The organism is Janthinobacterium sp. GL_088, assembly GCF_057837845.1.
In genome coordinates this window covers 6,102,602-6,115,994 of the sequence record NZ_CM174453.1, presented here as the reverse complement: position 1 = coordinate 6,115,994, position 13,393 = coordinate 6,102,602, and the positions used below count along the sequence as shown (strand labels likewise).

The 13,393-nt window shown below is 58.7% G+C and carries 14 protein-coding genes; 7 read left to right on the top strand and 7 right to left on the bottom strand.

Going from position 1 to position 13,393, the window contains the following annotated elements:
* Window positions 1-44: 44 nt before the first annotated feature.
* A complete protein-coding gene (locus tag AC3IQ7_RS27315) occupies window positions 45-281 on the top strand; it encodes a helix-turn-helix domain-containing protein (protein WP_489207841.1) in 237 nt (78 codons plus the stop codon).
* Between the two features lie 721 nt (window positions 282-1,002).
* On the opposite strand, the gene AC3IQ7_RS27310 is transcribed toward AC3IQ7_RS27315, so the two are convergent.
* From AC3IQ7_RS27310 to moaC, 3 genes are all read right to left on the bottom strand, one after another.
* Window positions 1,003-1,650 carry a hypothetical protein gene (locus AC3IQ7_RS27310; protein ID WP_489207840.1) on the bottom strand — a complete coding sequence of 216 codons (648 nt, stop codon included), beginning with the start codon at window positions 1,648-1,650 and terminating at the stop codon, window positions 1,003-1,005.
* Between the two features lie 644 nt (window positions 1,651-2,294).
* Entirely contained in the window at window positions 2,295-2,990 is a 696-nt protein-coding gene (locus tag AC3IQ7_RS27305; protein WP_489210545.1) for a tyrosine-type recombinase/integrase, read from the bottom strand.
* Window positions 2,991-3,417: 427 nt separating this feature from the next.
* On the bottom strand, window positions 3,418-3,924 hold the full coding sequence (gene moaC / locus AC3IQ7_RS27300; RefSeq protein ID WP_489207839.1) for a cyclic pyranopterin monophosphate synthase MoaC: 507 nt from the start codon (window positions 3,922-3,924) through the stop codon (window positions 3,418-3,420).
* A 153-nt stretch (window positions 3,925-4,077) separates the two neighbouring features.
* On the opposite strand from moaC, the gene AC3IQ7_RS27295 reads away from it, so the two are divergent.
* Window positions 4,078-5,667, top strand: a complete 1,590-nt coding sequence (locus AC3IQ7_RS27295) for a beta-barrel assembly-enhancing protease (protein WP_099376676.1) — start codon at window positions 4,078-4,080, stop codon at window positions 5,665-5,667.
* Window positions 5,668-5,670: 3 nt separating this feature from the next.
* Here AC3IQ7_RS27295 and AC3IQ7_RS27290 read toward each other — a convergent pair whose 3' ends face one another.
* From AC3IQ7_RS27290 to AC3IQ7_RS27275, 4 genes are all read right to left on the bottom strand, one after another.
* Window positions 5,671-6,261, bottom strand: coding sequence for a DUF2946 family protein (locus AC3IQ7_RS27290; RefSeq protein ID WP_489207838.1), 591 nt, complete (start codon window positions 6,259-6,261; stop codon window positions 5,671-5,673).
* The gene (locus AC3IQ7_RS27285) at window positions 6,254-7,291 is read right to left on the bottom strand and encodes a YheT family hydrolase (RefSeq protein WP_489207837.1); all 1,038 of its coding nucleotides are present in this window, start codon (window positions 7,289-7,291) and stop codon (window positions 6,254-6,256) included. The genes AC3IQ7_RS27290 and AC3IQ7_RS27285 overlap by 8 nt, the downstream gene beginning before the upstream one ends.
* Window positions 7,291-7,716 (bottom strand): YybH family protein, encoded by a 426-nt coding sequence (locus AC3IQ7_RS27280; protein WP_034780622.1) that lies wholly within the window; start codon window positions 7,714-7,716, stop codon window positions 7,291-7,293. Before AC3IQ7_RS27280 ends, AC3IQ7_RS27285 begins: the two co-directional genes overlap by 1 nt.
* Window positions 7,717-7,788: 72 nt before the next feature.
* A complete protein-coding gene (locus AC3IQ7_RS27275) occupies window positions 7,789-7,983 on the bottom strand; it encodes a zinc-finger domain-containing protein (RefSeq protein ID WP_034780619.1) in 195 nt (64 codons plus the stop codon).
* Window positions 7,984-8,241: 258 nt separating this feature from the next.
* On the opposite strand from AC3IQ7_RS27275, the gene AC3IQ7_RS27270 reads away from it, so the two are divergent.
* The 5 genes from AC3IQ7_RS27270 to fba all read left to right on the top strand — a co-directional run bounded on the left by AC3IQ7_RS27270 (window position 8,242) and on the right by fba (window position 13,337).
* Entirely contained in the window at window positions 8,242-8,988 is a 747-nt protein-coding gene (locus tag AC3IQ7_RS27270) for an AzlC family ABC transporter permease (RefSeq protein ID WP_489207836.1), read from the top strand.
* Entirely contained in the window at window positions 8,981-9,331 is a 351-nt protein-coding gene (locus AC3IQ7_RS27265) for an AzlD domain-containing protein (RefSeq protein ID WP_034780613.1), read from the top strand. Before AC3IQ7_RS27270 ends, AC3IQ7_RS27265 begins: the two co-directional genes overlap by 8 nt.
* A gap of 77 nt (window positions 9,332-9,408) precedes the next feature.
* A complete protein-coding gene (locus AC3IQ7_RS27260) occupies window positions 9,409-10,620 on the top strand; it encodes a phosphoglycerate kinase (RefSeq protein WP_322425999.1) in 1,212 nt (403 codons plus the stop codon).
* Between the two features lie 113 nt (window positions 10,621-10,733).
* On the top strand, window positions 10,734-12,194 hold the full coding sequence (pyk, locus tag AC3IQ7_RS27255; protein ID WP_099376379.1) for a pyruvate kinase: 1,461 nt from the start codon (window positions 10,734-10,736) through the stop codon (window positions 12,192-12,194).
* A gap of 78 nt (window positions 12,195-12,272) precedes the next feature.
* The gene (gene fba / locus AC3IQ7_RS27250) at window positions 12,273-13,337 is read left to right on the top strand and encodes a class II fructose-bisphosphate aldolase (protein WP_010401625.1); all 1,065 of its coding nucleotides are present in this window, start codon (window positions 12,273-12,275) and stop codon (window positions 13,335-13,337) included.
* Window positions 13,338-13,393: the final 56 nt, after the last annotated feature.

The window sequence follows — 13,393 nt, the reverse complement described above, 5'->3', positions numbered from 1 at the left end:
AAAGTCTGTAGACCTAAAGTCGTCATGGACGCACGATATTTGTTGTGCATACTACAAAAACTACTTCACTCAAACTTACTGGCAAGATACAGTTCGGCCTAGTGCTCAAGCACAGGCGGGAGAGCTTGCGACTGTCTCAAGAGGCATTAGCAGAGAAAGCTGGCCTTCACAGAACGTACATCAGTCAAGTGGAAAGAGGAGTTCGCAATCTGTCTATCGACAGCATGGAGCGACTAGCAGAAGCCGTGGGCATGGAAGTATGGGAAATGCTACGCCCCTAGCACATCCATATCAACAGGCAGCGCCAGCAACAGTAATGCAAATAAATTGCATAAGCATTCACGTGCCTACCATATCGGACAAAGGTGCTGCACATAGTAGTTGTTGGGGCATTTTTTCAGGGATTAAGTAGGCAGGTCTATCCATAGGCTATCTGACGGTTTGTAGGTGTATTAGATCAATGCTGTGGGCTTCTTGTGACTGGACTATTCGTAATTCGGCATGTATGTATCTTCGTACAGGAATGATGCTTGCTGTAATTGCTACGGCGTTGTACGTGATGTAGCTTTGTACTAGGGTAGACGGCTAACCTAATTGTATAAAATGGCGAAGCCATGTTGTATGGCGGTAGGCGGTATTGCTTAGTTGTTGCACGGTTATCAAGAAGAAAATTATATGTACATACTCCCCGAAGAGGGAGGAACTTAAGTGTACAAGAATATGTTGCACTACCTAGTTAATGCTATATTGTATAACTTAATATAGTATATGTTATACACTTAAGCACACCCTTTGGTGGTGTGTGGTTTTTTGTATTGGTACGTAATACAAATTTATACTACTATTTTATATTAATTATTTATGGTCAGTGATTTAGAAAATAACAAATTCACTGTGCTAATTGCAGTGAAATTCCATAAATCTTGCCAAGCGCAAAAGCGTGCTATCTAACTTATTAGGGTCTGATGCCTCGCTTCCGCACGGCTTTTATATAGGTGGCGTTTAATCGAGGTGTAATATTTCTTTAGTTTGTTCGATGAACTCTACATCGAATACTTCGAAGTCCCCATTCGATGATTCTTTCCCGAACGCTGCAAAAGCTGACCGAACTGAACAAACTGGGCAATTATCTTTGCCACACGGCTCGATCTCATACGTGTGATTAGGAGCGAGCCACTTTGTTTTTGCGATGGGGGCTAAGGCATTTTCGATTACACGGAGACATAGCGCAATCTTCTGAGCGTGACGTTCGGAACACTGCCGCAGTGTCAGCTGCATGTACTCTCTCACTGCCTCTGCTGAAATCACATCAAGGTGCTGAAGCAGCCTGACCATGAGCTTCTTTGACAGTGGTCGTGTGTTGCCAGCCATATCCAGATTAACCGCGCCGGTAACGATGTGGTCAAGATAAGGAAGGCGTGCTAGGGCAAATCCCGGAGCGCTAAACGCTGACAGGCAAGCTTTCAAGGAGTTGATGTGAACAATTTTTGGCCTGCCTCGTTTCTTGCTTGCGTGGGGCAGAATCGCGACGATGGCACTGTGCTCTGAGGAGGAGATTGTTATCTTCTCGATAGCGTCGATATGCCCGAAGAGGGCTGGAATGAACGGTGCGGAGTTACTGCTGTGATGAGGCGATGCGGATACGATCATGTAATGGTTTCCTTAATGTTTTGTTGTTCATAGATGTCTTGTGTCGTACAGTTGTGATGAGGTTTTTCATTGTTTTATTGGTAATTTTTATCTGGGTTTTCTCGCTATAGGCTTAATTATTAGCGACATGTCATTTGTTCAGGCGTGCGAAGTCATCAGTCGAATCCTTTCGAAGTTTTAAAAATTGTAGGGGGGAGCGAGAAATTGGCCTGCGTTGTGTGAGAGCTATTACAGGCAGCGCGGTAGCATATGGCAGAACGATCTAGTTGTCAATAATATACCGCAAAAAATACTTGCCGTATGCGCACGCTTTTGATAAGTAGTTCTGTAAGTTTTCTAAGTTCGTGACATAGAAAAGGGTGTGATTCACCTCCGTTGATGCCAGATCCGTATGGGCTTGATTAGCGGCCCCGTACGTTGTCCGTATGGCTGACGCTAGCTTTCACCAACCTGCCAGCGGTCGTTAACTGTGGGGCCTAGAGGGCCTCTAGGCTCCATCTCTGATTGCGCTGAAAGCCAAATTCCACTCGATTGTGGAAAGAGGGGGTATCTTGTACACCATCCAAGATCAGCTGCCATTGAATCGCGTGACATCACAATACCGGGAGCAGCAGCGTAGCTAAGGCTTCTCCCTTTGGCTTTGCTTAACCCAACTTCTTCGCCATAGCTTCAGGATTCGGATGGTAGTACCGCTTGAGCATTTGTATCGTCTGATGCCCAGTAACTGAAGCTAGTTCAATTACATTAGGTAGCTTCTGAGCTAATCTGCTCGTTGCCGTATGTCTAAGATCATGAAACTTTAGGTCAGAGATTGAAGCTCTCCGACATGCATCTACGAAGCAGTTGTGCATCGTCATGTGAGAAATCGGAAACACTACACCTTCCGAAGCGCGGGTAGATAAGCCTTCCAAAATCGCTACCGCTTTTTTTGATAGCGGTACGATCCTGGTCGATCCATTCTTAGTTAAGGTAAGCAGGACTGTTTGGGCCTCAAGGTTCACATTTTCCCATTGCATAGCTAATAGTTCGCCTCTTCTCATCGCAGTCTCTAGTGCAACCAAAACTAGGGGCACCATCCATGGACTTCGCCTGCGTACCGGTCGTAGTTCCTCTAGAAGACGCTCCTCCTCGTTTGCACTAAGTAGTCGCGTGCGACCTCTTGGGGTGGGCGGTTTGCGAACTAGCGTACAAGGGTTGTTCGTCGGTAGGCCCCACTCTTTCCGTGCGTGAGAGATGATTCCCGACAGAATGCTTAATTCGCGAATTATCGTACCCGCAGCGACAGTTTTTAACCTTTCGTCACGATAGCTCGCAACCACTGCCGGAACGAGGTTTGCCATGCTGTACGCAGCGATTTTCTGTCGTAGCATGAATTCGATTCCTTCCGCTTCACGCTTCGCTCCGCGTTTGGACGGAGTGACCTCCTTCATGTAGCGTCTAAGTATGTCGGCAAGAAGCAGGTCTTGAGCGTCGCGGATACTGGCATATGATCCTTGATCCATTCCTGCCTCAATGCTTCGTGACCACCTTTGTGCCTCCGCTTTGCTGCTAAATGACGCTACTTCGTCTGGGTAGCCCTTGCGTCGTACACGGGCTTGCCATACTCCAGATCGTTCTCTAATTGATGCCATACGCTTCCTCTTGGGACAAGCGTGGGACAAGAACGAAAGTTCAGCTTAAAACACATGCTTTAGCGGTGCAATAACAATGCAAGGCACTGAATGAGCACTGTCTCATTTGATATTTTTCATCCATTTAATCAACAGCTTACACCTCGGCGTGCCAATCGCCCGACTTGCCGCCATGCTTTTCCAGCACGCGCACATTCGTCATGACCATGCCCCGGTCGACGGCCTTGCACATGTCGTAGATCGTCAGCAAGCCGATCTGCACGGAGGTGAGCGCTTCCATTTCCACGCCCGTCTTGCCCGTCGTGTCGACCTGGGCGCGGCAGTGCACGCTGTTGGCCGCCTCGTCCACTTCAAAATCGACGGTGACGCGCGTGAGGGCCAGCGGGTGGCACAGGGGAATCAGGTCGCTGGTGCGCTTGGCGCCCATGATGGCGGCGATGCGGGCGATGCCCAGCACGTCGCCCTTTTTTGCATTGCCGGAAATGATCAATGCCAGGGTAGTGGGTTGCATGCGGATGGTGCCGGCGGCCACGGCGCTGCGGCGCGTGTCTTCCTTGCTGCCTACGTCCACCATATGGGCCTGGCCCGTGGCGTCGAAATGGGTCAGTTCCCCGGCGGGGGCTTGCTTGTCTGCTGTTGTCATGGCGTCAAAAATAGGTGAGGAGTGGGGCGCGGCACGCGTGGGAATGGGTGCCGCTAACAAGGTATGATAGCACCCGTGAATTCAAAAACTCCCCTCCAGACCGTACTTGAAAACGCCGCTGCCGCATGGCTGCGCCAGCCATGGCGTGCATCCCTGCTGGCCGCGCTGTGCTGCGCTGCCCCTTCTGCGCTGGCGCAAACCTATACGTCTGCGCCAGCGGCGCCGGCCGCCAGCGTGGCGGCCAAGCCGGCCGGCGGCTGGACGCCGCTGGCCGTGCCGCCGGCGCCCAACCTGCCGAACCTGGGCGATACGTCGCGCGAAGACCTGTCGCCGGCGATGGAGCGCAAGATCGGCGAGGAAATCATGCGCGGCATCCGTGGCGACCGCGATTATCTCGACGACGCGCCCTTGCTCGAATACCTGAATACCTTCGGCAACGCCCTCGTGGCCGCGCGTCCCAGCGTGCGCGGCGAAACGAATTACGACTATTTCTTCTTTGCCGTGCGCGATCCCCAGTTGAACGCGTTTGCCTTGCCTGGCGGCTTCATCGGCGTGCACTCGGCCCTGGTGCTGGCAGCGCAAACGGAGGCGGAACTGGCTTCCGTGCTGTCGCACGAGATCGGCCACGTGGCGCAGCGCCATATCGCCCGCATGCTGGGCCAGCAGCGCCAGGATGCCCTGATGCCGCTGGCCGCCATGCTGCTGGCGGCGCTCGCTTCCCGGGCGGGTGGTGACGTGGCCATGGGCGTGTTTGCCGCCGGCCAGGGCCTGGCCATCCAGCGTCAGCTCAATTTCGGCCGCGACGCCGAACGCGAGGCCGACCGCATCGGTTTCCAGATCATGGGCGAAGCCGGTTTTGATACCACCGGCATGGTGGCCTTCTTCGGCCGCATGCAGGCGGCCAGCCGTTCGTACAGCGACCTGATGCCCGCCTACCTGCAGACCCACCCGCTGACGACGGAACGCATCGCCGACATCCAGGCGCGCATCCGCGAACAGCCCTACAAGCAGCGTGCGGACAGCCTGAGTTTCCACCTGGCCCGTGCCCGTGCCCGCGTGCTGCAGGATGAAAGCGTGCAAGGCCTGTTGAATGCCAAGGCCATCTTCAAGACGCAGCTGGAACAGCAAAGCCGTTTCCAGGTGACGGCCGCCCACTATGGCTTGTCCTTTGTCGCCGTCAAGCAGGGCAAGCCGGCGGAGGCGCAAAAGGAACTCGATGCGGCCAATGCGGCCCTGCACCAGCCGGTCGGGCCGAATGTGTTGACGTCGGGTGGCACGCAGGGTCCCAATTCCCTGCTGGCGGCGATGGGGCTGGAAGTGCTGTTGATGCCGGGGCAGAAGCCGGAAGTGGCGCAACAGGCCCTGAAGGCGGCGGACGCTGCGCGCCAGCAGTTTCCCCTCTCGCGCGGCATTGCCCACCAGTATGCGGAAGCGCTGATGGCTGCCGGCAAGCTGGAGCAATCGACCCTGTATTTGCGCGAGCAGGTGCAGCTCTACAAGGAAGAGCCGGAACTCTACGATTTACTGGCGAAAGCCTATGCGGACCAGGGCAAGATGACCTTGCAGCACATGGCGCTGGCCGAATCCTATGTGTTGCAGGGCGCCACCATGGCCGCGCTGGACCAGCTGACGATCGCCCGCAAATCGACAGACGCGACCTTTTATGACCAGGCCGTGATCGATGCACGCGAGCGAGAATTGCAGGAAAAGCGCCGCGAACAGATCAAGGACCAGAAGGGCTGACTTTTATTCGGCTTGCGGCGCCTGCTGGAAGCCGAAGGTCTGCGCTACGCTGGCATAGGCCAGCGGTTGCACGGCAATCTCTTTGCCGGCATGCAATAACATCAAGTTGCCTTGAGCATGTTCCAGCCACGCCAGCAGGGCCTCGTCGCTCAAGGCTAGCCCATCGAGGCGCAGCGACGCCAGCACCTGGGCCATGTCGCGGTCATCCACCTGCGCCACGATGTCGCCATGGCGCAGGATCAGCGCGCCGTTGTCGCACAGATACGCTGCTTCGATGACCGCAAGCGGCGCGCCCGTCTGCAAGACAAAACCGTGCTGCGGGTCGCTGCGGGCGATATACGGCGTCGCTTCCAGGTTCAGGTAGACGCGTTGCGGGCCATTCTGGAAAAACCAGCAGCCCTGTTCGTCATGGTCGTAATTGCGGTTGATAAAGCTCAACAGGGCCACATGGGCGATCTTGTCGCCCGGCAGTTGTTGCTGTTGCGCATGCTGGTCGCGCATGCGCCAGTGGCCGCGCGCGTCCAGGCCCAGCCAGCCGTAGCAGTGGGGCACGTTCGGCCATTTGGCCAGGGCCTGTTTGACGAGTTCATCCATGTGTAGCGTTTTCCGTGTGAGTGCGCGCATCGCCAGCGTGACAGTTTTGCGGTGCCGATGGCGCCATGTTGCCGTTTTCAAAAAAAGAGAGCAGCCGTTGCGGCAGCCAGCGTGTGCTTCCCGGCAACTTGCCGGTGGCAAAGCCGACGTGGCCGCCGTGGCGCGGATACTCGAGCGTGACCGTCGGCGCGGCGCTGGACGGCAGGAAGCGCCCGGGCAGGAAAGGATCATTTTGCGCATTCAGTACCAGGGTCGGCACGGTGATGTCGTGCAAGACGTGCTTGGCGCTGGCGCGGTGCCAGTAATCGTCGGCGTCGCGGTAGCCGTGCAGCGGCGCCGTGACAACATTGTCGAAGGCGTGCAAGTCGCGCGCGGCCAGCATGGCGTCGCGCGCGAACAGGCCGGGAAATTGCTCGAGCTTGGCCAGACACTTCGGTTTCAAGGTGTTCAGGAACATGCGCGTGTAGAGCCGGTTGGCGCCGGAAGACAGGGCCTTGCCTCCCTGTGCCAGGTCCAGCGGCGCGGACACGGCCGCTGCCGCATCGACGAAATCGGCCTGGTGCTGCGACTGGCCCAGCCAGCACAGCAGGGCATTGCCGCCCAGCGAGACGCCGGCCGCGTAAAACTTGCCCGTGGCGCGCGGGCGCAGTGTGCGCATCACCCAGTCCACTTCCTGCGCATCGCCCGAATGGTAAAAGCGGGGCGCCAGGTTGGTCTCGCCCGAGCAGCCGCGAAAATGCGGCACGGCGCCCGACCAGCCGCGCGCGGCCACCTCGGCCATCAGGGCGCGCGCGTAATGGCTGTTCGACGAGCCTTCCAGGCCGTGGAACAGCACCACGAAGGGCTGGCCCGGTTGGCCATCGACCAGGTCGACGTCGACGAAGTCGCCATCGGGCGCTTGCCAGCGTTCGCGGCGGAAGGCCACGGCCGGCTTGGCAAGGCACACGGCCGGATAAATCGTCTGCGCGTGGCCGCCAGGCAGCCAGAGCGGGGCGGTATAGGGGGCGTTGTAGATAAGAGGCAAAGACATCAGTGCAGGATCTGCGCCCCGGTGGCATCGGCCGGTGCGCCGCCCGGCGCGATGGAGGCGTGGTGCAGCACGATGCGCCAGCCGCGCGGCGTTTTCACGTACACGTTCGTGGCCAGCAGGTGCGCCGGGCCGCCTTCTTCCTGGGTCACGCCTTCGATTACCGTGTGCACTGAACTCATCAGATTGTGCGTTTCATGCAGCTGCGCCGGCACGATATGCAGGCCGCCGCCGGCCAGGATGGTTTCCCACGAGGCGCGGATGGCGGCATGGCCGATCAGGCGCGCGCCGCCCGGGTGGATGCAGACGATCTCTTCATCGTCGGCCCACAGCGCCATCAGCGCTTCGAGGTCGGCGCGGTGCAAGGCATCGTAGAACGCCGCTTCGACTTCCGCGGCGCTGCCATTGAGTTCTTTCAGACGTTTCATGACGACTCCGGGCTGGTCGGTATAACTTGATACAAATAAAAACGGCGCGCTGGTGGCGCGCCGCTGGGCAGTTTAATGGTGGCCGGCGCTGGCGCCTTCCTTCAGGGTGTAGGCCGTGCCGCAGTACGGGCACTTGGCGATACCGTCCTTGTTGAATTCCAGGAACACGCGCGGATGCGACGACCACAGCGGCATGGCCGGGTTAGGGCAGTGGGCTGGCAAGTCTTTACTGTCGAGTTCGACCGCTGGCTGGGTGGTTTTTGTCATCTTGTCATGCTCCGTGAGGCTGTATGGAAGGAAGTCGGCTGCTGCCAAAAGCACGATTTTAACGGATTCAGGCAGACAGCAAAAATCATGGCTAAAATGTCGGCTCGATCATCTTCGGCTGCGGCGCGGGTTTTTGCGGAAATATGGCGGCTGCAGCGCCACACTGACTGGATTTGCCTTGCCGGTATTACCGTTGCGCCTTTGCGCCCCGCGCACCATTGTTGTGCAGTTACCACAGTACGCCTGCCGAGGGGACGCATGAACTCCCGCGTGAACGCCGTCCCGGCCGTCAAGGACGATGCCCTGCTGAAAGACGCCTGGCGCGCCGGCCTGAACCTGGGTGCGCCCACCCTGCTGGGCATCGCCGCCTGGGGCATGGTGGTGGGCGTGGCCATGGTGAAAAGCGGCCTGACGGTCGCGCAGGCAGGCGCCATGACCCTGTTTGTCTTTGCCGGCTCGGCCCAGCTCGCGTCCTTGCCCTTGCTGGCCGCGCAGGCGCCCGTGTGGGTGATCTTTGCCACGGCCCTCGTCGTCAATTTGCGTTTTGTCATCTTTTCCGTGCTACTGGCGCCGCATTTTTCCCATCTGCCGTGGCGCCAGCGCTTTGGTCTCGGCTATGTGGCGGGCGATATCACGGTGGGCCTGTTCCTGCAGCGCTACCCGCACGAAACACCGGACCCGGCCAAGCTGCCTTTCCTGAAAGGCTTGATCTACCCCAACTGGCTTGCCTGGCAAATCGGTTCCATCATCGGCATCGTGCTGGGTGCCGTCGTGCCGGCCGAATGGGGGCTCGGTTTTGCCGGCACCCTGGCGATCCTGTGCGTGACGGTGCCGCTGATCCTCAGCCGCGCGGCCCTGTGCGGCGTGGTCGTGGCGGGCACGGTGGCCGTGCTGGCCTTTAGCCTGCCGTACAAGCTGGGCTTGCTGGTGGCCGTGCTGGTGGGCATGGTCAGCGCCATGGCCGTGGAAGAATTGACAGAAAAATGGACAAAACGCCATGTTTGACGGCATAGACTGGGGCAGGGCCGATGTGTGGATCGCCATCGCCGTGCTGGTGGTGGCGACAGCCGCCACGCGCAGCACCTTCTGGCTGATCGGCCATCACATCACCATTCCGCGCCGCGTGGGCGAGATGCTGCGCTATGCGCCGGCCTGCGCGCTGGCCGCCATCATCGCGCCCGACATGCTGATGGAGGGCCAGCAAGTGCACTTGGAATTGTCCAATTTGAAACTGTTATCCGGTATTGCCGCCACGCTCTTTTTTGTGATCCGCCGCAATATGCTGCAAACCATCGTGTTTGGCATGCTGGTTTTCACGGGCTTGCGACTGTTGCACGTTTTTCAGTAAAGCAGGACAAATCGGGGATTTGGTCTGGTCATTGCGGTAAAATAGCGCACTTCCTTCCACTCGTCATCTGGATCGCCATGTCAGCTGTTCTCAACTTCATCCGTCTGCAAGATTTGATCGCCCAAAATGCACTGCAAGGAAAGCGCGTGTTTATCCGCGCCGACCTGAATGTCCCGCAAGATGACAGTGGCAAGATCACCGAAGATACGCGCATCCGCGCCTCGGTGCCGGCCATCCGCGCCGCCCTCGACGCTGGCGCCGCCGTCATGGTGACGTCGCACCTGGGCCGTCCGACGGAAGGCGAGTTCAAGCCTGCCGACAGCCTGGCGCCCGTGGCCGCCCGTTTGTCCGAGCTGCTGGGCCAGGAAGTTGCATTGAAACAAAATTGGGTCGATGGCGCCGGCCTGGAATCCCTGGCTGCCGGCCAGGTCGTCCTGCTGGAAAACGTGCGCGTGAACAAGGGCGAAAAGAAAAACAGTGATGAGTTGGCGCAAAAAATGGCCAAATTGTGCGATATCTACGTCAATGACGCGTTCGGCACGGCCCACCGCGCGGAAGCGTCCACGCACGGCATCGCCAAGTTCGCCCCCGTCGCCTGCGCCGGCCCGCTGCTGGCCGCCGAACTCGATGCACTGGGCAAAGCTTTGCACGCCCCAGCCCGCCCACTGCTGGCAATCGTTGCCGGTTCGAAAGTATCGAGCAAGCTGACCATTTTGAAAGCCCTGTCCGACAAGGTCGATAATCTGATCGTCGGCGGCGGCATCGCCAACACCTTCATGAAGGCCGTCGGCTTGAACGTCGGCAAGTCGCTGGTGGAAGCGGAACTCGTCGAGGAAGCCAAGGCCATCATCGAGATCATGGCCAAGCGCGGCGCGCAAGTGCCGATTCCCGTTGACGTCGTGTGCGCCAAGGAGTTTTCGCCGACGGCCGCCGCCACCGTCAAGGACGTGGCCGACGTGGCGGACGACGACATGATCCTCGATATCGGCCCGAAAACGGCTGCCCTGCTGGCGCAGCAGATCGCCGCCGCCGGCACCATCGTGTGGAACGGTCCGGTTGGCGTGTTCGAATTCGACCAGTTCGGCAACGGCACCAAGACCCTGGCGCTGGCCATTGCCGAGTCGAAAGCCTTCTCGATTGCCGGCGGTGGCGACACCCTGGCGGCGATTGCCAAATACGACATTACCGATAAAATCAGCTATATCTCGACCGGTGGCGGCGCTTTCCTGGAATTCCTGGAAGGCAAGACCCTGCCGGCAGTGGAAATCCTGATGCAACGCGCCGCTTAAGGCGCTGCAGTCAGCAGTTTAGTACCAAGCGCAGCCTGATCGCTGCGCTTTTACCTTGCCGGGCGGTTCAGCCGCCAGGTCTTGCTCACCTTCGCTCGCGCACAAGGACTCCTATGCCACGCGGTACAAAAATCGTAGCAACAATCGGCCCCGCTTCCACCGACTTCGATATCCTGGTGAAAATGATACGTGCGGGTGTCGACGTGGTGCGCTTGAATTTTTCCCACGGCAAGGCGCAAGACCATATCGACCGCGCGGCGCTGGTGCGCCTGGCGGCCGCCGAGTGCGGGCGCGAAGTGGCCATCATGGCCGACATGCAAGGGCCGAAGATTCGTGTCGGCAAGTTTGAAAACACGCGCATCGAGCTGGAAGCGGGCGAGCACTTCATTCTCGACGCCAAGTGGGGCGAAAACGGCGAATTGGGCAACCAGGAGCGCGTCGGCCTCGACTACAAGGCCTTGCCGCGCGATTTGCACAAGGGCGACGTGCTGCTGCTGAATGACGGCCTCATCGTGCTGATCGTCGAGCGCATCCACGGCAGCGAAATCCACACCACCGTCAAGATCGGCGGCGAGTTGTCGAACAACAAGGGCATCAACCGCCAGGGCGGCGGCCTGTCCGCGCCCGCGCTGACGGCCAAGGATATGGAAGATATCAAGACGGCCATGAGTTTCCAGGCCGACTATCTGGCCATTTCCTTCCCGAAATGCGCGACTGACATGGAAATGGCGCGCCAGCTGGCCAATATCGCCGGCGAACCGTACCACCACAAGCCGATGATGATCGCCAAGATCGAGCGCGCGGAAGCCATTCCTGCGCTGCAGGAAATTCTCGACGCCTCCGACGGCATCATGGTGGCGCGCGGCGACCTGGCCGTGGAAGTGGGTAATGCGGCCGTGCCGGCCTTGCAGAAACGCATGATCAAGATGGCGCGCGCGTCGAACAAGCTTGCCATTACGGCAACTCAGATGATGGAATCGATGATTGTCAACGCCGTGCCGACCCGCGCGGAAGTGTCCGACGTGGCCAATGCCGTGCTCGATGGCACGGATGCCGTCATGACGTCGGCCGAGACGGCCTCGGGCAAGTACCCGATCGAGACGGTGGAAATGATGGCCGCCATCTGCGTCGAAGCGGAACAGTCCGAATACAACAAGCTCGATGCCGATTTCCTCAACGTCACGTTTACCCGCATCGACCAGTCGATCGCCTACGGCGCGCTGTTTACCGCCCATCACCTGCGCGTCAAAGCCATCGTGGCGCTGACGGAATCCGGTTCCACCGCCTTGTGGATGAGCCGCCACAGTATCGACACGCCGATCTACGCGCTCACGCCCAGCGTGACGACTTTGCGCAAAGCCGCGCTGTACCGCAATGTTCGGGCGTATCATCTGATGCAGAACGCCCCCAGCGCGCAAGTGCTGAAGCAGGCGGAAGACTTGCTGGTGGAACAAGGTATCGTCCGCAAGGGCGATATGATCGTCGTTACCTGGGGTGAACCGATGGGTCAGGTGGGCGGCACGAATGCCCTGAAAATTGTCAAGGTAGGCGACCTCGAAGCAGTGCTGATCTGATGTAAAGAATTCAGGCGCCGCCGCGGTTATTGACCGCGAAGCGCCGCAACGGTTTCTATTGTTATCTGGAGTATTACCATGTCTCTCGTATCCATGCGTCAACTGCTGGACCATGCTGCCGAAAACGGTTATGGCATTCCTGCTTTCAACGTCAACAACCTGGAGCAAGTGCAAGCCATCATGGCCGCCGCCGATGCGCTGAACTCGCCGGTGATCATGCAAGCATCCGCTGGCGCGCGCAAGTACGCCGGTGAAGCATTCCTGCGCCACCTGATCGACGCGGCCGTCGAAGCGTATCCGCACATCCCTGTCGTCATGCACCAGGATCACGGCCAGTCGCCGGCCGTCTGCATGGCCGCCATCCGCTCGGGTTTTACTTCCGTGATGATGGACGGTTCGCTGGAAGCGGACGGCAAGTCGGTCGCATCGTACGAATACAACGTGGAAGTGTCGCGTGAAGTGGTGAAATTCTCGCACGCCATCGGCGTGACGGTGGAAGCGGAACTGGGCGTGCTCGGTTCGCTGGAAACCATGAAGGGCGACAAGGAAGACGGCCACGGCGCCGACGGCACCATGACCCGCGAGCAACTGCTGACGGACGTGGCGCAAGCGGCCGATTTCGTGCAGCGCACCCAGTGCGACGCCCTGGCGATCGCCATCGGCACCTCGCACGGCGCGTATAAATTCACGCGCAAGCCAACGGGCGACATCCTGGCCATCGACCGCATCAAGGAAATCCACGCGCGCATCCCGAACACCCATCTGGTGATGCACGGTTCTTCGTCGGTGCCGCAGGAATTGCTGGCCATCATCCGCGAATTCGGCGGCGACATGAAGGAAACCTACGGCGTGCCAGTCGAGGAAATCCAGGAAGGCATCCGTCACGGCGTGCGCAAGATCAACATCGACACCGACATCCGCCTGGCGATGACGGCCGCGATCCGCAAATACCTGTTCGAGAACCCGTCGAAATTCGACCCGCGCGACTTCCTGAAGCCAGCCCGCACCGCCGCCGAGCAAATCGTGCGCGCACGCATGCAGGCTTTCGGCTGCGAAGGCCAGGCGTCGAAAATCAAGGTCATCACGATGGAAAAGATGGCCGAGCGCTACAAGGCCGGCGAGCTGTCGCAAATTGTGAAGTAAAATTCTGTCTGGAACGGGCCGGAAGCAATGCTCCGTGCCCGATTTTCTCGACCGGC